Annotated in this window: 19 protein-coding genes; 4 read left to right on the top strand and 15 right to left on the bottom strand. The window is 63.2% G+C overall.

The annotated features are described in order from the left end of the window. Positions 1 to 88 precede the first annotated feature (88 nt). Entirely contained in the window at positions 89 to 1,156 is a 1,068-nt protein-coding gene (locus tag NKJ23_RS03535; RefSeq protein ID WP_352455781.1) for a LacI family DNA-binding transcriptional regulator, read from the top strand. On the opposite strand, the gene NKJ23_RS03530 is transcribed toward NKJ23_RS03535, so the two are convergent. After that, a complete protein-coding gene (locus NKJ23_RS03530; protein WP_352678228.1) occupies positions 1,141 to 1,623 on the bottom strand; it encodes a flavin reductase family protein in 483 nt (160 codons plus the stop codon). The genes NKJ23_RS03535 and NKJ23_RS03530 overlap by 16 nt on opposite strands. Then, complete coding sequence (locus NKJ23_RS03525; RefSeq protein WP_352678225.1) at positions 1,623 to 2,780, bottom strand: LLM class flavin-dependent oxidoreductase; 1,158 nt, start codon at positions 2,778 to 2,780, stop codon at positions 1,623 to 1,625. Before NKJ23_RS03525 ends, NKJ23_RS03530 begins: the two co-directional genes overlap by 1 nt. Positions 2,781 to 3,005: 225 nt before the next feature. Here NKJ23_RS03525 and NKJ23_RS03520 point away from each other — a divergent pair, with 225 nt between their 5' ends. Both NKJ23_RS03520 and NKJ23_RS03515 read left to right on the top strand, forming a co-directional pair. Further along, a complete protein-coding gene (locus NKJ23_RS03520) occupies positions 3,006 to 3,662 on the top strand; it encodes a GntR family transcriptional regulator (protein ID WP_352678222.1) in 657 nt (218 codons plus the stop codon). Between the two features lie 60 nt (positions 3,663 to 3,722). Then, positions 3,723 to 4,796 (top strand): Gfo/Idh/MocA family protein, encoded by a 1,074-nt coding sequence (locus tag NKJ23_RS03515; RefSeq protein WP_502902492.1) that lies wholly within the window; start codon positions 3,723 to 3,725, stop codon positions 4,794 to 4,796. A gap of 30 nt (positions 4,797 to 4,826) precedes the next feature. On the opposite strand, the gene NKJ23_RS03510 is transcribed toward NKJ23_RS03515, so the two are convergent. The 13 genes from NKJ23_RS03510 to NKJ23_RS03450 form a co-directional block, all read right to left on the bottom strand. Beyond that, positions 4,827 to 5,885 (bottom strand): ABC transporter ATP-binding protein, encoded by a 1,059-nt coding sequence (locus NKJ23_RS03510; protein WP_352571378.1) that lies wholly within the window; start codon positions 5,883 to 5,885, stop codon positions 4,827 to 4,829. A 40-nt stretch (positions 5,886 to 5,925) separates the two neighbouring features. After that, positions 5,926 to 6,747: a carbohydrate ABC transporter permease gene (locus NKJ23_RS03505; RefSeq protein WP_023674179.1), complete on the bottom strand. Its 822-nt coding sequence runs from the start codon at positions 6,745 to 6,747 to the stop codon at positions 5,926 to 5,928. Continuing rightward, a complete protein-coding gene (locus NKJ23_RS03500; protein ID WP_245274609.1) occupies positions 6,748 to 7,650 on the bottom strand; it encodes a carbohydrate ABC transporter permease in 903 nt (300 codons plus the stop codon). 35 nt (positions 7,651 to 7,685) lie between these two features. Continuing rightward, complete coding sequence (locus NKJ23_RS03495; RefSeq protein ID WP_352678216.1) at positions 7,686 to 9,023, bottom strand: extracellular solute-binding protein; 1,338 nt, start codon at positions 9,021 to 9,023, stop codon at positions 7,686 to 7,688. A gap of 61 nt (positions 9,024 to 9,084) precedes the next feature. Then, positions 9,085 to 9,744 carry a GntR family transcriptional regulator gene (locus NKJ23_RS03490; protein ID WP_023674176.1) on the bottom strand — a complete coding sequence of 220 codons (660 nt, stop codon included), beginning with the start codon at positions 9,742 to 9,744 and terminating at the stop codon, positions 9,085 to 9,087. Between the two features lie 39 nt (positions 9,745 to 9,783). Beyond that, positions 9,784 to 10,668, bottom strand: a complete 885-nt coding sequence (locus tag NKJ23_RS03485) for a dihydrodipicolinate synthase family protein (RefSeq protein WP_031211068.1) — start codon at positions 10,666 to 10,668, stop codon at positions 9,784 to 9,786. Between the two features lie 204 nt (positions 10,669 to 10,872). Then, complete coding sequence (locus NKJ23_RS03480; RefSeq protein WP_352678213.1) at positions 10,873 to 12,669, bottom strand: ABC transporter ATP-binding protein; 1,797 nt, start codon at positions 12,667 to 12,669, stop codon at positions 10,873 to 10,875. After that, the gene (locus NKJ23_RS03475; protein ID WP_352678210.1) at positions 12,666 to 13,610 is read right to left on the bottom strand and encodes an acetamidase/formamidase family protein; all 945 of its coding nucleotides are present in this window, start codon (positions 13,608 to 13,610) and stop codon (positions 12,666 to 12,668) included. The genes NKJ23_RS03480 and NKJ23_RS03475 overlap by 4 nt, the downstream gene beginning before the upstream one ends. Next, complete coding sequence (locus NKJ23_RS03470) at positions 13,600 to 15,243, bottom strand: ABC transporter substrate-binding protein (protein WP_352678207.1); 1,644 nt, start codon at positions 15,241 to 15,243, stop codon at positions 13,600 to 13,602. Before NKJ23_RS03470 ends, NKJ23_RS03475 begins: the two co-directional genes overlap by 11 nt. Before the next feature lie 32 nt (positions 15,244 to 15,275). Continuing rightward, positions 15,276 to 16,196 (bottom strand): ABC transporter permease, encoded by a 921-nt coding sequence (locus NKJ23_RS03465; RefSeq protein ID WP_352635303.1) that lies wholly within the window; start codon positions 16,194 to 16,196, stop codon positions 15,276 to 15,278. Beyond that, positions 16,193 to 17,059 carry an ABC transporter permease gene (locus tag NKJ23_RS03460; protein ID WP_198023515.1) on the bottom strand — a complete coding sequence of 289 codons (867 nt, stop codon included), beginning with the start codon at positions 17,057 to 17,059 and terminating at the stop codon, positions 16,193 to 16,195. The genes NKJ23_RS03465 and NKJ23_RS03460 overlap by 4 nt, the downstream gene beginning before the upstream one ends. Positions 17,060 to 17,078: 19 nt before the next feature. Continuing rightward, entirely contained in the window at positions 17,079 to 17,681 is a 603-nt protein-coding gene (locus NKJ23_RS03455; RefSeq protein WP_352678204.1) for an ANTAR domain-containing response regulator, read from the bottom strand. Then, a complete protein-coding gene (locus tag NKJ23_RS03450; protein WP_352678202.1) occupies positions 17,678 to 18,805 on the bottom strand; it encodes a transporter substrate-binding protein in 1,128 nt (375 codons plus the stop codon). Before NKJ23_RS03450 ends, NKJ23_RS03455 begins: the two co-directional genes overlap by 4 nt. Before the next feature lie 522 nt (positions 18,806 to 19,327). On the opposite strand from NKJ23_RS03450, the gene NKJ23_RS03445 reads away from it, so the two are divergent. After that, on the top strand, positions 19,328 to 20,443 hold the full coding sequence (locus NKJ23_RS03445; protein WP_352678199.1) for a hypothetical protein: 1,116 nt from the start codon (positions 19,328 to 19,330) through the stop codon (positions 20,441 to 20,443). Positions 20,444 to 20,511: the final 68 nt, after the last annotated feature.

Here is a 20,511-nt window from a genome sequence, read left to right as displayed (position 1 = left end):
CATCGGAACTGTTTCACAGCCATTTTTCTTGCGCAATCTGAAAATTTTTTGCATTAATCGGATGACTTTGCCGGAGGTGACGGAGCGGATGAATATCCAGGGCAAGCGCGGCCGCCCCAGCCGCCGCATTCGACTTGAAGAGATAGCGGCGCGTTGCGGCGTGTCGGTCAGCACCGCCTCCCGTGCGCTGAGCGGCGTCGGCGGCGTGAGGGACGAGCTTCGCACCAGGATCATCGAAACGGCGAAGTCGATGAACTATGCCATTCCCGCCTCGGTTGCCGGCCGCAAGGTCATCCTGGCCGCAAGCAGCGTGGCAATGGTGGACAGTGCCCGCAATCAGTTCACCTACCATGTCCTTGATGGGCTCAACGAGCGCGCCCGGTTGCTGGGCGTCGAACTCGTGACCCGGCCGGTTTCGGCGCCCGAGGACGAAATCGCGCTGCTGCGTGAATCCGAGCGCGACGACAGCGTCGCCGGCTGCCTGTTTCTGACGCTGGACGATGACGATGTGCTGACGCTGACAGCCGGATTCGCCAAGCCGATCGTGCTCGTCAACGGCGACGATCCCTCGATGCGCCATTCGAGCGTGACGCCCTGCAATCGCTCTGCCGCCATGCTTGCGGCGCAGCATCTGATCGGCCTCGGCCACCGCCGCATCCTGTTCCTGATGCGGCGTGGCCGGCGCACGATCGAGCGGCGCTACGAAGGTTGGCGCGACGCGCTGATCACAGCCGGAATTGCCGGCTTCGACGACTTCGTGGTTGAGGTGCAGGACTGGCTGCCGGAACTTGCGAGCAGGGCCGTGACCGAGCGCATCGCGGCCCGTGGCCTCGATTTCACCGCCGTGCTGACGGCCGGCGACAGCTTGGCGTTTGGTGCCATCGCCGGCGTCCAGGAGGCCGGATATTCGGTGCCTGGCGATGTGTCCGTGGTCGGTATGGACGACTTGCCGCTCGCTGCCTTCTGCAACCCGCCGCTGACGGCGATGCACATTCCCATGCGCGAGATCGGATCGGCGGCGCTTAGCCTGCTGCTCGACGATATGGCCCATTCGGGGTCGCCGCCGCGTCGCGTCGAACTTGCCTGCAATCTCGTGGTGCGCCAGTCGACGGCACCAGCCCGAAGCGGCGCCGGCGGTCATCAACTGGCCTCTTGAGCGCGCGACTTGCCGCCAGCAAAGAGCAGCGGCAAACCCTCTTGCGTCTGCAGTTCAAGGACACGTCCAAGCAGGATCATATGGTCGCCAGCCGGGAAGCGGTCGGCGACGCTGCATTCGAACCGCGCCAGTGCGCGCGGCAGCAACGGCACGCCGTGCTCACTCCACGACAGGTCAAGATCGGCAAAGTCCGTCCCTGACTTCGAAAAACGCCAGCACAGATCGATTTGATCTTCCGCCAGCACGTGAATGGCGTAGTGCGCGGAATTGGCGAAGGGTTCGAACCGGCGCGAGTGGCGGCCGATAGACCAGAGCACCAGCGGCGGATCGAGCGACACGGATGAGAAGCTGTTGGCAGTGATTGCGACCGGGCCGTCGGCCGTGCCGGTGGTGACGACCGTGACGCCGGTGGCGAAGCGCCCGAAGGCATTGCGCAAAAGGCGTGGATCGCACACGACATGCTCCATCAGCGGCGCTCCCCCGTTCCCAGTGGTGTCGCCGGGATCCGTTCCGGCACACGGCCATAGGCGTGCGGGAGCGAGCATGTCTTGAGCTGGGGCAGCACCTTGGTGCCGAAATGACGCGCTTCGTCGAGATGCGGGTAGCCGGAAAAGATGAAAGCGCGGATCCCCATCTTCATATACGCTTCGATTTCCGACAGAACCTGATCGGTCGAGCCCACCAGCGCCGCGCCGCAACCAGAGCGCGCCCGCCCGACGCCGGTCCACAGATGCGGCTCGACATAGCCTTCGGCATCGGCGATCTGGCGGTTCCTGGCCTGGTGCGATACGCCGAGCGATCGGGCGTCGAGCGCGCGCTCGCGGATCGCCCTGCCTTGCTCGTCGTCCAGCCTCGAAACCAGCTCCCGGGCATATTCCTTTGCCTCGGCCTCGGTATCGCGCACGATCATGTGGACGCGCAGGCCGTAGTCGAGCGTCCGCCCATGGCGCTCGGCGCGTTCGTGGACGGCCTTCATGCGGCCGGCAAGTTCCTCCCTGGTTTCCGGCCACATCAGGTAGACGTCGCACTGTTCGGCGCAAAGCTCGAGCGCGTCGGGCGAATAACCGCCGAAATAGAGCAGCGGGCCGCCATTTTGCTGATAGGGCTTCGCTGGCGCCGTCGAGAGTCCTTTATAGCGATAGACCTCGCCCTCGAAATCGATGCTGTCCCTGGTCCAGGCCTGGCGCAGGATCTGCACAACCTCGCGCGAACGCTGATAACGGTAGGCGCTGTCGGCTGTCTCGCCCGGAAAGTCCGACGAAATGATGTTCACCGTCAGCCGGCCTTCCAGCATGTGATCCAGCGTCGCAATCGTGCGCGCCAGCATGATCGGCTGCATCTCGCCGCAGCGCACAGCGGCGAGCAGATTGATCTTCGAGGTGATCGGCGCGCAGCCGGCTACGAAGCTCAGCGTGTCCTGGCCGACCTGATAGGACGACGGACACAAGATGTTGCGGAAACCTAGTTCCTCGGACATCTTCACGATCTCGGAGCAATGCGCCCAGTTCGAGCGCAACGCGCCGTCCGGCACACCGAGATAGCGATGGTCGTCCGAGCAGAGTGCGGCGAACCACGAGACTTCGGCTGCATCGAGATCCGGCGAGGTGATTGGGACGATGCTCATTGCCACTCTTCAAAAAAGAAGCCCGGGCCATTCTTCAAAGAGGTCCGGAGCTGCGAATAGGGCTTGCGTAGCATTCGTTTTGGTGTAGATCAATACTGTATCAATTTGAGCCAAACCCGAACCGGGATGCGATTGGAACGCGGGATGCATTTGACAAGGGCTGACCCCGGCCACCGATCCAGCCAGATGCGTGGGCCCTTGCCTGTGCACTTGCAGACCAGCGAAATGCTGATCCGCGAAATCGCGGCCGGACGGCTGGCCGACGGGGCGCGGCTGCCGCCCGAGCGCGAGATGGCCGCGAGCCTTGGGATTGCCGTCGGCACGCTCAGGAGGGCGCTGGCAGATTTGACCGAAAAGGGCCTTCTCGACCGCATCCAGGGCTCGGGTAACTATGTGCGGGCGCGCGGCGACTTGCTCGGGGTCTATGCCTTTTTTCGCCTGGAGCGCATCGGCGGTGGCGGCCTGCCGAGCGCCGACGTGCTGTCCGTCGAGCGGCTGCCCAAGCCCGCCGACCTGCCGCAATTCGGCAGCTCCGGCGAAGCCCACCGTATACGCCGGCTGCGGCGGCTCGACGGCGAGCCGGCCGCGGTCGAGGAGATCTGGCTGGACGTCAGCCGCGCCGAGCGGCTCAAGCGCGAGGATTTGTCGGAATCCCTCTATCTCCACTACCGGCTCGCGCTCGGCTTTTCGATCGTTCGCGCCGAAGACCACGTCGCCGTCGCACCCGCGCCGGACTGGGCCCCGCTCGAATTCAGGCCACCGCCGGGGACGGTCGTGGGGTTCATAGAACGTGTCGCCTGGGCTGGCGACGGCGCCAGCCCGGAATATTCCCGCAGCTGGTTCGATCCGGGCGCGGCGCGGTACGTCACGCGTTTCAGATAGGCCGGAGGAAGACGCAGCGTGACCAGATCATCGATCGGCTACGGCATCATCGGCTGCGGCATGATGGGCCGCGAGCATATCCGCAATATCGCTCTGTTGCCCGATGCGCATGTGGCCGCGATCGTCGAGCCGGACCCCGGCATGTTGGCGGCGTCGCTGGCGACGGCGTCGGGCGCGCGATCGGCGGCATCGATCGCTGAACTGCTGGCCATGGATGAGGTGGACTGCGTCTTGATTGCCAGCCCCAACCACCAGCACCTCGGTCAGATGGAGCAGATCGCCGCACTTCGACCACTGCCGGTACTGGTGGAAAAGCCGCTCTTCACCGAGGGCGCCGACGAGGGGCGGATCGCGGCGTTGAAAGCTCGGCTTCCGCTCGTCTGGGTGGCCATGGAATATCGCTATATGCCCCCCGTCGCCGTATTCGTCGAGCAGGCGCGCCACGCCACCGGCGGCATCCGCATGCTGACGATCCGCGAGCATCGCTTCCCGTTTCTGGCCAAGGTCGGCGACTGGAACCGCTTCAACCGCAACACCGGCGGCACGTTCGTCGAGAAGAGCTGCCACTTCTTCGACCTGATGCGGCTGATCCTCGGATCGGACCCCGTCCGCGTGATGGCGAGCGCTGGACAGGCCGTAAACCATCTCGACGAACGCTATGGCGGTGAGAGGCCGGATATCCTTGACCATGGCTATGTGCTGGTTGATTTCGCGAGCGGCGCGCGCGCCATGCTGGAACTGTGCATGTTTGCCGAGGGCAGCCGCTACCAGGAGGAACTCTGCGCTGTCGGCGGCGACGGAAAGATCGAATGTCTGGTGCCCGGACCAGGCCGTTTCTGGCCGACCCACCTTGGCCCTGCGCCAGTGCCCCAGTTGATCGTTAGTCCGCGCAATCCGCCTGGACCACGCGTACTGGAAATTCCCGTCGACCCCCGGCTGCTCGAGGCAGGCGACCATAACGGTTCGACCTATTTCGAGCACGCCCGCTTCACCGCTGCGGTGCGCGGACAAGGCAAAGTGGAATTGACCTTGCAAGACGGCTGGTGGGCCGTCGTCATGGGTCTCGCCGCCGAGAGATCGGCCCGCGAAGGCCGCGCCATCGAACTCGCCGGTGAATTCGCATTGCCGACCTAAGGCCAACCACGCATTCACCAAGCCATCGAGTCAGATGCGCCGACCGGTTGCTGCGTCGAACAGATGCGCACATGCGCGGTCGATCTCGATCCGCACCCCTTCGCCTTGCTTGAGCGCAAGCCTTTCTCGGAAGAGGCAGGAGATTTCTTCACCGGAGCAGTCGACCCTGGCGAAGATTTCGGAGCCGGTCGCCTCGAGAAGCGTGATCGTGCCCGGCACGCCCTGCCCGGTAGCCCGGATATGTTCCGGACGAATGCCGTAGACGAGTTCGCGTCCCGCGGCATCCGCCGGCTGGGCGCCTTCCGGCAACGGCAGGATCAACCCGCCGGCGCTGCGGAACACGCCCTCCTCGATGCGGCCGGCAATGAAGTTCATGGCGGGCGAGCCGATGAAACCGGCAACGAAGAGGTTGGCCGGATGGTCGTAGAGGTCCAGCGGCGCGCCGATCTGCTCGACCAGGCCGTCATGCAGCACGACGATCTTGTCGGCCATGGTCATGGCCTCGATCTGGTCGTGCGTGACATAGATCGTCGTGGTACCCAGCCGCTGGTGCAGGGCCTTGATCTCGCCGCGCATCTGGACGCGCAACTTGGCATCGAGGTTGGAGAGCGGCTCGTCGAACAGAAAGACCTGCGGGTCGCGTACGATCGCGCGACCCATGGCAACGCGCTGGCGCTGGCCGCCAGAAAGCTGGCGCGGATAGCGGTCAAGCAGCTTTTCCAGGCCGAGGATGCCGGCTGCCTTCCGGACCCGGCCAGCGGTGTCGGCCGGATCGGCCCTCTTGATCTTGAGGGCAAAGCCCATATTGTCGGCAACAGTCATATGCGGATAGAGCGCATAATTCTGGAACACCATGGCGATGTTCCGGTCCCGCGCGCGCAGATTGTTGACCATACGTTCGCCGATGGCGATCTTTCCGCCGGAGATCGTTTCAAGGCCCGCAATCATGCGCAGCAGCGTCGATTTTCCGCATCCCGACGGGCCGACCAGGATGACGAATTCGCCGTCGGCGATGTCGACGCTGACGTCGTGAATGATCTTGGTGGCCCCGAAGGCCTTTTGCACGTTGTTGATCGTTACCGATGCCATTGGATCTTTCCTGGAAAAAGAGTGATGTCAGGGCGCGCCCTCAGCCGCCCTTGACGGCGCCGGCGGTCAGCCCGGCGACGATCTGCCTCTGCGCGAACATGGTCAGGATCAGCACCGGCAACGTCACCACCAGCGCCGCCGCGGCGAGCGGCCCCCAGCTCACCTGCTCGTAGGACAGCATGTTGTAGACGGCGACCGGCAGTGTGCGCGTCTCACGGCTGGCGAGCACCACGCCGAAGACGAAATTGTTCCACGAGAAGATCACGGACAGGATGAAGGCGACGACGATGCCCGGCTTGGCGATGGGCAGGGCAACCAGCCGGAAAACCTGCCAGGAGCTGGCGCCGTCGATGTTGGCCGCCTCTTCCAGTTCCATCGGCGTGGTCTCGAAATAGCCGATCATCACCCACACCACGATCGGCACCGTCACCACCAGATGGATGATGATCTGCGGCCACAGCGTGCCGAGTATCCCGATCCATTGGAACAGCAGAAACAGCGGGATGAGATAGGATAGCCCAGGCGTCATGCGGGCGATCATGATGACGACCGCCGATCGTTCAGCCTTGAGCCGTGCGATGCCATAGCCGGCCGGTACGCCGATCAGCAGCGCCAGCAAGGTCGCCGTGCCGGTCACCAGAACCGAATTCCAGAGATAGAGCAGGAAATTGTTCTCCTCGAACACCTTTACATAGTTCGACCAGGCGAAGCGTTCGGGGATCAGGATCGGCGGATAGGCACCGTTGTCGATCTCGAATTTCAGCGACAGCGAGATCATCCAGAGGAAGAACAGGATCGCCGGCGAGACGAAAACCAGGGCAGCGAAAAACAGACCGATCTGGTTGAGCAGCCGTGAACTCATCTATTTGCCCTCCGTATCGATCCACTGCGAGCGTTGGCGCAGCATCAGCAGGACAAACGACAGGGCCACGATGACAATGAAGAACACCACGGCCATGGCCGAGCCGTAGCCGATATCGTAGTAGGAGAAGGCGGTGTTGTAGAGATAGATGTTGATGGTCTCCGACGCCGTTCCCGGCCCGCCCTGGGTCATCGCGTAGATGATGTCGAAGCTCTTCAGCGCATCGATGGTGCGGATGATGACCGCGATCATCAGGAACGGCGCGATCATCGGCAGAGTGAGATAGCGGAATTGCTGCCAGGCATTGGCGCCGTCGATCTCGGCGCTTTCGAAGGGCTCGCGCGGCACCGAGGCCAGCCCGCCAAGCACGATCAGCATGACCAGCGGCGTCCACTGCCAGGTCTCGACCGCAACCAGCGACGGGATGACCGTGTTGGCGTTGAATATCCATTCCTGAGCCGGGATGCCGACCAGCGACAGCAGGTAGTTGAGCACGCCAAGCTGAGGATGGAACATCATTGTCCAAACCAGTGCGACGGCAACGGGTGTCGCCATCATCGGCATGACGAAGACGCCGCGCAGCAAGCCGCGCAGCGGAAACCTGGCATCGAAGATCAGGGCGGCCAGAGTGCCCAGCAGCATCGGCGCTGCAACCGAGAGGAAGGTGTAGGTCAACGTATGAACAAGGGATTCCCAGAAACGTGGGTCGCTGGCCAGGCGGAGATAGTTTTCCATCCCGGCAAAGCTCCGCGACTGGCCGAGCGTCCAGCGATTGACGCTCATCCACAGGGTGAAAGCCCAGGGGAAAACGATGACGGCGCCGACGACGACGAGTGCGGGGACAACGAAAGGCCAGTAGTTGGGAGCCAGCCGGATCGTCTGGCTCCCGTCGATAACCGGCATCGTCACCCCGGTCTGTTCTGGGGTGGTGGCCGACATCAGCCCTGCTCGCTCCTGTCGAGAACCGGCTGGAACTGTTCGGTGGCCTTCTTCAGCTCCGCGGCTGGATCGGCGCCGGCAATCATGTTGGTCAACGCCACGCCATAAATGTCGCGGAATTCCGTGACCGGGATGATGACCGGCAGTGCCAGCCGACTGATATTGCCCGAGCCGACCACGGCATCAAGCCAGCTTGCCGGCATGGTGACGCCTTCGCGCACCTTGGGATCCTCCAGCACGGATTTGCGGAACGGAACGCCGGCGCCGGCCTGCAACAGCCGTGCACCCATGGTTGGCGACACCGCCCACTGGCAGAACAGATAGGCAGCCTCCTTCTTCTCGCTAGCGGCGGTAACGCCAATCCCGTCGCCGAAGGTGCCCGAGGCATGCGCCTTGGGACCCTTGGGCATCACGCCATAACCGACCTTGCCGACCACCCTCGATTTTTCCGGATTTTCCATCGGCGGGGCAAAACCCACGCCGTCGAGCCACATGCCGATCTTGCCCTGCAGGAAGGCCGACTGTGCTTCGGCCCAGTTGAACCCGGTAACGCCCGGAGGGGCGGACTTGGTCATCAATCTTTGATAGAGTGCGGCAGCCTCGATCGCCTCGGGAGCCTCGGTGCGCAGCTTGCCCTTGTCATCTAGCGGCGTCATGTCGTAGCCGAGCATCAGCGACGTCCACACCGGCGTGTTTGCGTTCTTGAGCCCGCGGGCGACGAAGCCGTATGTATTGGTCGAGGGGTCGGTCAGCGCTTCGGCGGCTGCCGCCAGTTGCTCGAAGGTCTCTGGGTATTTGAGGCCCTTGGCCTCGAACAGCTCCTTGTTCCAATGCAGGATCCAGTAGTCCACCGAGAACGGTAGCGAGCGCAGCACGCCCTGGCCGTCCTTGGCAAACAGCATGCCGGCTTCGGCGAAGTCGCTTTCGACCAGCGCCGGGTCGGTGAGCGACGGATCGGCGAGATAGCCGGCGATATCGGCCAGCCAGCCACCCTTCTCGAACTGGCGCTTCTGCACGTGGTAGCTCAGATGCACGACGTCGAAGCTCGGCTTGCCCGAGCTCAACTCGATCACCGTCTTCTGGCGCTGCTGCTGCTCGGGCGTTGCCTCGGCATTGACCTTGATGCCGGTCAGTTCCTCGAACTCGGCGAGATATTTCAGGATGGTGTCGCTGCGCGGGCTTTTCACCAGATTGACGTCAAGCGTCGTCCCGGCAAAGCGTTTCCAGTCAACGCCTGCGGCAAAGCCGGGGCGAAGCCCCACAAGGCCGGCAGCGGTTAGCGCCGCGGTTCCGGCAAGGAGTTGCCTCCTGGTTGGGTTGAACAGATTGGACGACATTTCTTCCTCCCGGTTGCTGTCGTTGTGGATGCGCCGCGAACCGCGGCGCGGCTATATTTCCTCAGATCTGGAGCGCCAGCCGGCGCGCATTGTCGATATGCAGACTGATCGCTTCAACCGCTTTTTGCGGATTGCGGCTCTCCATGGCTTCGATGACCGCCAAATGTTCGCGCATCACCGGCACCACACGACCGTCGATGCGGAAACGCTCCTGGTGGATCAGCCGGATTTTCACCGAGTTGACCAGATAGGCCTTGGCGATAATCTCGTTGCCGAGCGCATTGATGAAGGTGTCGTGCATCGCCCAGTCGATGTTCTGAGCCTTGGCTTCCATTTCCGGCGTCGGCGCCTGCCCGAGAGCTTGAGCCAGCATCTCTTCATGTTCGCGCCGCATGCGGGCAAGTTCGGCATCAGAAGCGCTGGTCGTGAATAGCGCCACTGCCTCGCGTTCCATGAACAACCGAAACTGAAATGCCTCGCGGATCAGATTGATGTCAATATGCGCGATCTGCATGCCGCGCTGTGGGATGGTGGTCAGCAGTCCCTCGGCCTCGAGACGCGGGACGATCTCGCGAATGGCACCCAGCGGCAGCCCGGTGAAAGCGACCAGTTCGCGCTGTGACACGAACTGCCCCGGCCGCAGATCGCGGGCCAGCAAATGCCGCGTGAAGCTGGCATAGGCCTTCTCCCGGAGAGTGATCGGTTCGCTGCCGTCTTCCACTTCAGCTCGCTTCCTTGTCGGTCAGCCCGGCCTTGTCGGTCAGGCCGCCTCTGTCGCAAACAGCCTGTCGTAGGCAGCGGCAAGCTGCCGCTGTCCCTGCGGATCGATCGCCTCTAGGGGCGGGCGGACCGCCAGCCAGCGCTCGTCGCCGGTCTTGCGCGCGACCATGACCTTCACCGCCGGCGTGACCGGGTATTTGAGCAATTCGAGCACGAAGTCTTCGACGCGTGGGTCGTCGCCCCCGTTTTCGACCATTGCCCGGATTTCGCCGGTAACAAAATTAGCCATGCCGGAAATCGCGCCCTGTCCGCCGCGGCGCACGCTTCTCGCCAGATGCCGTTCGTCGCCGATGAGGATCACCAGATCGCCGTGCGCCTCAAGCAGCGCCTCACTGTAGCTCCAGTCCCCGCCGGAATCCTTCACCCCGGCCACCACAGCGGGAAAAGCGGCGCGCAGCCGGCCGATCAGCCCAAGCGGGAGCGGCACCATGGTGACTGAGGGGATGTTATAGAGCAGCACGTCGCGCGCCAGCGGACCGAGTGCGGCGAAGACGGCGGAAAACCATCCGAACAGCCCGTCCTCGCCGACATTCTTGAAGTAGCTCGGCGGAGCGAGCAGAATGTTGCGAACGCCGCGCTGCAAAGCGTGCCGGGCCTGATCGGCGGCATCTTCGGCTGCATCGACCAGCACTCCGGCGACGAGCTGATGTGGCGGAATACCGGCCGCCAGCATGGCCTCGGTGACGATCCGTCGCTCGTCGGTGCCGACCGAGGCTCCTTCGCCGGTGGTGCCGAACAGCGTCGCGCTGCTGCAGCCGGCGCCAAGGCAGGCTCGGGCATGCGCGATCATCGGCGCGAGCGCTATCTGCCCCGACGGGTCGAAGGGTGTGGTCAGGGCAACCGAAAGACCAAAGCGGGAAGCCAATGCGATCTCCGTTGAAATCAATGTGGACGTAGCGTTAGCACGCTAACATGTCAGATGTAAACGGGTGATCTTGCCAACTCGGCATCGCCGAACGGCGCTGCCGCCGGCAGCGCCATCGCCGATCATTTTCGCCGCTCGAACATCACATATGCAGCTGTCCCCGAGCCTCTGCGGGATTGGCTGGACGAGGCAGCCTTAGCTCGATCAAGTGGCGACGAGGTGGCCGTCGCCAACATCTTCGAGCTTGAGTTTCCGAGGCTCGTCACCGATGCGCCGCACAGCGCTTGGAATTTCGCTGTCCAAACGGGCGAACCTGGCGCGGCGCCGGCCTGGATCGGGAACCGGAACGGCTTCGATCAGCCGCTTTGTGTAAGGATGGCGCGGGTTGGAGAAGATCTGGTCGCGGGTGCCCATCTCGACGATCTGCCCCAGATACATTACCGCCACGCGATCGGAGATGTTCTCGACCACCGCCATGTCGTGCGAGATGAAGAGATATGCGACGCCGAATTCGCGCTGCAGCTCCTTCAGCAATCTTAACACGCGCGCCTGCACCGACACGTCGAGAGCAGAGACGCTCTCGTCGGCAATGATCAGCTTTGGTCGCAGCGCCAGCGCCCGTGCAATGCAGATTCGCTGGCGCTGCCCGCCGGAAAATTCGTGGGGATAGCGCTCCATCTGGTCAGCGGAGAGGCCGACGCGTTCGAACAGAGCGGCGATCTGGGCATGCCGTTGCTCTCTGTCGCCGAGGCCGTGGATCAGCAGAGGCTCGGCGACGAGATCGCCGACCCGCATGCGCGGGTCGAGGGACGCGAAGGGATCCTGAAAGATCATCTGCACATTGCGGCGGACAGCCTTGCGCTCCTTGCGGCTGAGCGCCGACAGGTCGTGGCCGCCGATTGAAATGCTGCCGGTGAAGGGCACCAGTCCGGCGATCGCCTTGGCCGTCGTCGACTTGCCGCAGCCCGATTCGCCGACCAGCGACAGGGTTTCGTGCAGCGCGATCGAGAAACTCACGCCTTCGACCGCGTGCACCCTGCGGTCAACGCGGCCGAAGAAGCCGCCGTGCAGGTCGAAGCGGACGTGAAGATCGCTGACAGATACAAGCTCGGCCGGCATGTTGGCGGCATCTTGTCGGTCTTCGGCCGTCCGTCCGCCGCCGATACGCGGCACGGCGGCCAGAAGCTCGCGTGTATAGTCGGCCTGCGGGCGATTGAAGATGTCAGCCGCCCTGCCCTGCTCGACCATCCGGCCGTCGCGCATGATGATGACGCGGTCCGCCATCTCGGCGACGACGCCCATGTCGTGCGTGATCAGGATAACACTGGTGCCGTGCTCGCGCTGCAGGTCGCGCAGCAGCTCCAGCACCTCGCCCTGAACCGTAACATCGAGGGCGGTCGTCGGCTCATCGGCGATCAGCACGTCCGGGTTCAGGGCCAGAGCCATGGCAATCATCACGCGCTGGCGCATGCCGCCTGAGAGTTCGTGCGGATAGTGCTCGAGCCGCCGTTCGGCATCCGGAATTCGGACTGCCTTCAGCGCCTCGAGCGCCCTCAGCCGCGAGTTGGAGCGCGACATCGAGGTGTGTGCCTCGATCGCCTCCGTGAGCTGACGGCCGACGGACAGAACCGGATTGAGCGACGTCATCGGTTCCTGAAAGATCATGGCAATACGGTTGCCGCGGATGGGGCGCATGCGGCTCTCGCTGAGAGCCGCGAGATCCTGATCGCCGAGTCGGATGGAGCCTGATCTGATGCGTGCCGCCGGCTGCGGCAGCAAGCCCATGATGGCCAGCGCCGTCATCGACTTGCCGGAACCGGACTCGCCGGCGATGCAAAGCGTTTCGCCGCGCATCAGGCCGAATGTCAGGTCGGAAACGACGTCGCGCTCGCCCTCCTCGCCGCGCACGGCGACGCTCAGACCTGAGACGCTGAGTACCGGTCTGACAGAGCCACTCTCCGCGGCGGCCTGCCCGGATCGTTTGATGTCCTCCACCTTCATTCAAAGACGCAGCGGGGGAAGTAGAACGAAACCACCCAGTTGGGCATGTCGACGATCTCGCTGATGCGCAGGTCACCGCAAACCGAGACGAGCATATAGGCATCTACCGGATCCATCCCGTAGCGGCCGGAGAGCAGGTCGATCATCTGGGAAACGGCGCTCCTGGCGCCGTGCATCAGATCCGGCCCGATACCGGTTGTCACCTCATAGCCCTTGGCGTCGAGATGCCGCGACACCGGACCAGGCGTTGTGAAACGCGGCGTCCGCAGCCGGGCATCCTTGACCAGATCGAGCGTCAGCACGGCGTTCATGGGGCTCTCGATCGCCGTGCCGCAGACCTCGCCGTCACCCTGCGCGGCGTGCGTGTCGCCGACCGAGAACAACGCTCCCGCGACCTCCACGGGCAGGTAGAGAACCGTGCCGGCGGCGAGATCGCGGATGTCCAGATTGCCGCCCACGCGCCGCGGCGGGACCACCGAATGCAGACCCGGCTCAGCCGGGGCACTGCCGATGGTGCCGGCGAAGGGCTTGAGCGGCACCCGGCCGCTCTTGCCGAACAGCGCCGGTTCGAGCGAGGCGGCGTCGTACTTCCAGATATTCAGTGCCGGTTGAGTGAAGTTATCCGCCAGCAGACCGAATCCCGGGATATTCGCCGTCCAGCCGAAGCCGGACGGCTTGAACGCCTCGATGGTGATTTTCAGGGCATCGCCCGGCTCTGCCCCTTCGACATAGATTGGCCCAGTGACCGGGTTCACCTTGGCAAAATCGAGCAAAGCAACGTCGTCGACGGTGCTCTCCATCGTCAGCTGCCCGCCGGACGAGTCCAGGCACTGGAACTCGATCGTCGACCCTGGCGCCACGCGTTCGGTCGGGACAAAGGAATTGTCCCAGCCGAAATGATGGTGGCGCCCGTGGATGGTGTAGTCGCAGTTATTGCACATCGGTCACATACACATTGTCGTAGTTGATCGGGATGTGGACCGGGTCGACATAGAGGTTGTCGGCACCACCCATGCGGGTTGATTTCATAGTGAAACGCTGCTCGTTGAAGACCGGTGCCCAAGGCGCGTCTTCCATGATCTTGCCGTAGATCTCGCTCCACATCTTGGCGCGTTCGCCAGCCTTGGCCGGGTCGACGATGGAGTCGGCCTCGGCCGCCTTGGCGTCGAGCTCCTTGTTGCAATACCACGACCAGTTCCAGCCGCCCGGGACGGCACCAGCGCAGCCGAGGATCGGGCCGTAGAAGTTCGACGGATCGGGGAAGTCGGCGATCCAGGCCATGCCGCCGGACCAGATCATCGGCGCACCGGCCTTGTCGCCGCCGGCGGCGATGACGTTGGCCTGCGCGAGCGACTGGATGCTGGCCTTGATGCCGACCGCCGCCAGATCCTGCTGAATGGCCTGCGCGATGCGCGGGTTGGGATCGGTGTTCATGGCAAACAGCTGCGTGTCAAATCCGTCGGGATGCCCGGCCTCGGCAAGCAAGGCCTTGGCCTTGGCCAAGTCATAGGGATAGCCCTTGAATTCCTTGTCATAGCCAGGCATCGACGGCGGCAACGGCTGATTGGCCGGCACCGCACGGTTGTTGATCAGCTGGACGATGCGGTCCTTGTTGATCGCCATGTTCACCGCCTGCCGCACCTTCACGTTGTCGAAGGGCGCCATGGTGGTATTCATGGTGATATAGCCGGTGTGCAACTGGCCGCCCTCGACGACACGGGCCTTCTGCTCGGGATCGGCCATCACCTCCTGGAATTTCGCCGGCGGAATGCCGTCGCCGGGAACGTCGATCTCGCCTTTCTGGAGCCGCAGCAGCGCCACGATCGGCTCCTGGCCGATCTCAAAGGTGATCTTGTCGAGATGCGGCAGACCCTTGTGCCAGTAATCCGGGTTGCGCTCGAAGACCACGCGCTGGCCGAGCGTCCATTCGGCGAGCTTGAAGGCGCCGGTTCCGACCGGATGTTTGCCGAAGTCCGCGCCGTATTTTTCGACTTCTTCCTTCGGCACGACGTGCGAGAAATTGATCGCCATGACATGCAGGAAGGTGGCGTCGGGCCGGGTCAGCTCGAACTTGATCGTGTAGGGATCGACGACGGTTATGCCCGCTAGGCTTTCCGCCTTGCCGACAGCGACGTTGTCATAGCCTTTGATCGAGCCGAAGAAGCCGGCACCCGGGCTCTGTGTCTTTGGATTGGTGACCCGGTCGAGCGAATATTTCACGTCGTCGGCGGTCATCTCGCGGCCATTGTGGAACTTCACTCCGTGGCGCAGCTTGAAGGTGAAGGTCTTGCCGTCGGGCGCAATCTCGTAGCTCTCGGCAAGGTCGGGCCGTAGGTTGGTGGTGCCCGGCTCGTAGTCCATCAGCCCGTCGAACAGGCTCTTGATCATCGACCAGTTCTGCCAGTCATAGCCGATGGCCGGATCGAGCGTGGCGACGTCGTCCTTGTAGGTGATGGTGATCGCGCCGCCCTGCTTGGCATTCGGATCGACGGCGTCTTCGGCGCGTACGCTTGTCATGCCAAGCACCAGCGCAAGCGCCGATGCCGCCACAGTCGATATCAGATATTTTCTCATGTCATGTTCCCTTTCTCTGGTTTTCTTGGTTTTCATCTGAGCTTGATGCGTGGATCGATGAACGGTGCGACAGTGTCGGCCAGGAGATTGCCGAGCACGATGGCAAAGGCCGAAACCAGGGTGACCCCCATGATGATCGGAATATCGATGCGCTGAATGGCCTGCCAGGCTAGCTGGCCGATGCCTGGCCAGCCGAACACGCTTTCGACAACCACGATGCCGCCCATGAAGATGCCGATGTCGATGCCGATCATGGCGATGACCGGCAGGATGGCGTTGGGCAGCGCGTGCCGGAAGATAATGGCGCTGCGTGCAAGACCCTTGGCACGCGCGGTACGCACGTAATCCTGGCGCAGCACGTCGATCATCGACGAGCGCATCATGCGGGCGTACCAGCCGGCACCGAGAATTCCCATGGTCAGCGACGGCAGCACCAGATGACGCCAGGTGCCGTAACCGCCGATCGGGAACCAACCGAGCCGCACCGCGAACACATAAAGCAGCAGCAGGCCGACAACGAATTGCGGCGCCGAGACGCCGACGAAGGAGGCGACCATCAGCGACTGGTCGGTGGCGGTGCCACGCTTGACGGCGGCGATGAGGCCCATCGTCAGCCCGATCACGACTTCGCAAGCAATGGCGCCGAGCATCAGCAGCAGGCTTGCCGGCAGCCGCGAGACGATAAGCTCCGTGACCTCCGAGCGCTGGATGTAGGAGCGCCCCAGATCGCCGCTGAGCAGACTGATCAGATAGTGCCAGTACTGGACGACGAAGGGCTGATCGAGGCCGAGCTGCCGGCGGATGTTTTCGACCGTCTCGGGCGTGGCGCTGCGGCCGGCGATCTGGCGGACGGGATCGGCGGGCAGCAGATAGAGCAACGCAAAGGTGATCAGGGAGACGCCGAGCAAGATGAGCACGGACTGGACAACGCGGCGGCCGAGATAGGCGATCATGCCCGCCCCCTTTGCGTCGGATCGAGGATGTCGCGCAGCGCATCGCCGACAAGGTTAAAGGCTAGCGCCAGCGCCAGGATCGCCGCACCCGGAAAGAAAACCAGCCAGGGCGCTGCCTGAAAATAGGTTTGGTTTTCGAAGATGATGTTGCCCCAGGAAGCAGTCGGCGGCTGCACGCCGATGCCGAGATAGCTGAGCGTCGCTTCAAGAAGCACCGTCGTCGAGATGCCGAGCGTGCCCCAGACGATGATCGTCGGCAAAAGGTGCGGCAGGATATGACGAAACAGGATGCGCGGGGCGCTTGCGCCGATGGTGCGCTCGGCATCGATGAACTCGCGCTCGGAGAGCGAACTTGTCTCGGTGTAGATGACGCGGGCGGTCTGCACCCAGTTCACCAATGCGATCACCATGGCGACGATCCATAGGCTCGGCTGGAGCACCGCCGCCAGGCAGATGGCGAGCAGCAGCGCCGGGAAAGCCATCATCAGATCGGTGAAGCGCATAAGCGCGCTGCCGATCCAGCCGCGGAAATAGCCGGCGGTGATGCCGACCAGCGTGCCGATCAGAAGCGCCACGCCATTGGCGACGATGCCGATGATCAGCGACGTGCGCGCGCCGAAGAGGAGACGGGTCAGCAGGTCGCGGCCAAGCAGGTCGGTGCCCAGCCAGAATTGGGCCCCCGGCGGCAGTGGCGCGCCTTCAAGCGTGAGCCCGTCGAACATCTGCTCGTTTGGATCGTAGCCTGTCAGCCACGGCGCAAGAATGGCGCCGGCCAAGACAACGGCAATAATCCCGAGGCCGAGCAAAGCGAGAGGCCGTTTTAGCAGACGTCGCCAGACGCCGGCGCGAGGCTTGGCTGGCATACGCCCGGCGGCTGAAAGCTCAGGCGCGATCGGATTGGTCATCGTCGCCTTCTTCTTGTGTCATCGCCACGATCCTGCGCGCGGCTTCCTCGACACTGATTTGCCAGCTCATCGCCAGCGAGCGGAGCTGCGCATAGGCACGGCCGTCCTCGGCGCCCTTCGACAAGACCTCCACCGCGCGTACGATGGTCTGGCGCTCCGCGACCCGCTGACGAAGCGAGGCAATCTCGCTGGCCAGAAGCTTGCGCGCCTCGAAACTCTGCCTTGCGATCAAAAGCGCGCTATAGACGCCGGCATTGCCGACCGGTTTCAGCAACTGCGCATCGGCCTTGTGCGACAATGCCCATTCGACGCGCCCCGGCGCCTCGGAGCCGATCAGTGCTATCAGCGGCATCGGTGCCTCGCCCGGCTTCCACGGAAATTGCTCGTCAAAGCCGAGATCGACGTCGAAGAAGACGAAGTCCGCCGCCAAGGCTTCGGCCGGCAGTTCCGGCCAGAAGTCAATCGCCTCAAGGCCGATGGCCGACAATTGCCTTGTGATCGCCTGCACGGTCGGATGTGGACGATGCAGGACAAAAGCCCTGGCGCCTCCAAGGTTCGGGATACGCGCCATCTTGCTCACGACACCACCCGCAGGCGTGGCCGCCCGAACGTCTCCGTCCGGTCATAGCGGGAAAGGTAGGGATCGGGTGCCACGCCCTTCGTCAGCGTGACCGTTTTGAACGATGTTCCATCGATACGTCCGATTAGCACCGGCAAGGTAGCATGCTGGGTTTGCGGGTCGATGGCGATGTCGCCCAGTGGCGTTCGAAATGATGTTTCGGTAAAGACCTTGGGAAGGTCCGTCCATTGTGCACCGGGGTTGCGGGTGAGGATCTCGGCGAGCATGCGCACCGAGGCATAAGCCGCCGCCTCGAAGGATGAGGCCGGCATGACGGAAGGCACTGGAGCCGCACCGCGATCCACCCCCGAGATGTCGTGAAAATAGGGCCCAACGGAAAGATGACCATCGCCTGCCCCGTTGAGCGCCGGCAATTCGCATTCCGTGAGATTGCAGGACAGGATCGGGCAACGCTCCGCCCTGAAATGCGGGTCGCGCCGGCCAAGCTCGGCATAGGCCGCGATGAAGGCATAAGAAGAAGGGCCGATGAGATTGTTCAGAATGAAATCAGGTCTCGTCGCCTGTATCTCCGCGATCAGCCGCGCAACATCGACCTCGCCGAGCGGCAGATAGCGTTCGCCCAGCACCTTGCCGCCGGCGTCCGCAATCAGGTCGCGCGCCACGCGGTTGGTCTCCCAACCCCAGATGTAGTTGGAACCGAGCAGGAAGCCGTCGGCGCCGAAACGAGGCACGACATAGGCAAGCAGCGGTACGAGATGCTGATTGGGGCAGGCGTGTGTGTAGACGACATGCTCGTTGGCTTCGAAGCCCTCGTACGGGCAGGCGTACCACAGCGTGCCGCCTGCCCTCTCCAGGATTGGAATGACCTCCTTGCGGCTCCACGAGGTGACGCAGCCAATGATGTGACGCGCGCCGCTGTTGGCGAGAATGTCCGCGCAGCCGCTTGCATAGCGATCGATGTTGCCCTGCGGGTCGCGCTCGACCGGGACGAATTCGAATGGGATAGCGGGATCGGCGTTGACGTCGGCGATGGCGTTCATCGCACCCGCACGGCAGGATTCGGACACCAGCCGGTAGTTGCCGGACCGCGAATAGAGAATGCCGATCTCGATATGCCGTTTCAAGAAATGCCTCAAAATGACAATGCCCCGCAGCCACCGCCGCCAGGCGAGAGCATACGAGGCATTCTTGCCGCCCGGCGGTCAGAGCCGGTATTTGTCCTCACCGTATTACGCCCGCGCTCCCAGTCAAGAGCCGCCACGCGAAACTTTGGCCAGCCGAAACGGTTCGGCGCGGAGCACGCAACCCATGCCGCTGGTCGTGTAGAGTCCGCCAGGAACCAAAATTGCTGATGTCCAGGTATGGGCCCGGACAAACCCGGTTCGCTACCATTCAAAGCAACGACTTTAATATCGGTTTACCTGAATCTGCTAGCAGCAATGACGCCGGTTTTTCGTCGGTCAAGCAAAGGGTTCCACCTTGCCGCAGCAATTCAGCACTCCGTTCGGTCACCGGGGCGATCGCAACTGGCCGAGGTTGCACGGCTTCATGGGCGTCGAGTTGGAACGCGCGCCCGATGTTCTCGTGCCTCGCGTCGCCCTGGCCCGGAAGCTCGGTGGATGGGACTTTGGTGGCGGGAGCCGGGCTTGAGCGTCATTCGCGCCTTGCAAGGCGCCGACCTCCCGGCAGTTGCGAACATGTTTCAGCGCGTGCTGTTGAAGGAGAGGACCGAAGCGCCGGCCTCTCTCGTGGAATACATGAAACGATTTTATCTGGATGCGCCCGGTTGCGCAGACAACCTCCGGTCGCTTGTCCATGTCAACGACGCCGGTCGCGTCTCCGGATTTGTCGGCGTCCACGTCCTGCCTATGACGTTCAACGGCCGACAACTACGCGCGGCCATCTGTAGCTCGCTCATGGTCGAGGACCATGAGCACGACCCGCTGGCCGGCGCCCGCTTGCTGAAAGCTTACCTGGATGGTCCGCAGGACATCTCCTTCAGCGAGACGGCCAACGATATTTCCGTGAAATTGTGGACCCGGCTGCGCGGCGTGGTCCTGCCGCAATACAGCCTTGACTGGGTCCGCGTGATGCGCCCCGCGGCCTTCATGCTCAGCCTTTCCGCCAATCGCATGGCGCTTGCGCGAATGCTCAATCCGCTGGCGCGTACAGTCGACCGATTTTACTGCAGAAGGATGACGTCCAGCGAACGACGCTGGTCGGGTGTGGCGGTGGACGGGGCAGGCCACGGAGCATTTCGTACATCCGAAATCGACAGCCACGCATTTGCCAGGCTCATCGAACCGTTTACCGCTCAATTCGCCCTGCGCCCGGAATGGACGGAAGACCAACTCGACCACATCCTGACCGATGCCGCACAAAAGCCGGATCTGGGCGAGCTTGTCTACGTTTGCGTGACATCGCCAGTCGGCACCAATGTCGGCGCTTTCGCCTACTACGCACGAAAGTATCAAATTGGTCGCGTGCTGCAGATCCTCGCCCTGCCCGGCCAGGCGGGCTCCGTGATAGACTGCCTGATCGATCATGCCGCCGCGCGCGGCGTCAGCGGCCTGCGCGGACGTATTCAACCTGCACTTCTGGAAGCGATGCTTGGACGACGCATCGCTTTCCTGACCGTTGCCTCCACGGTGGTGCATTCACGCGATCCAGAGCTTCTGGACGCCATGAAGAACTCGCAAGTTTTCCTGAACGGGCTTGCGGGCGAGCAGTGGAGCCGGCTGATCGGTAGCCGTTTCAGCTGAGGCGGGATGCTTTCAAGTTGAACCGAGCATCCCGCTCTATCTATTTATTTTAGGCGCGTTTCCACTTG

This window comes from Mesorhizobium sp. M0184 (assembly GCF_040322215.1).
Classification (GTDB): domain Bacteria; phylum Pseudomonadota; class Alphaproteobacteria; order Rhizobiales; family Rhizobiaceae; genus Mesorhizobium.
Note: the sequence above shows the minus strand (reverse complement) of the source record. Positions and strands in the feature narration are given on the sequence as shown.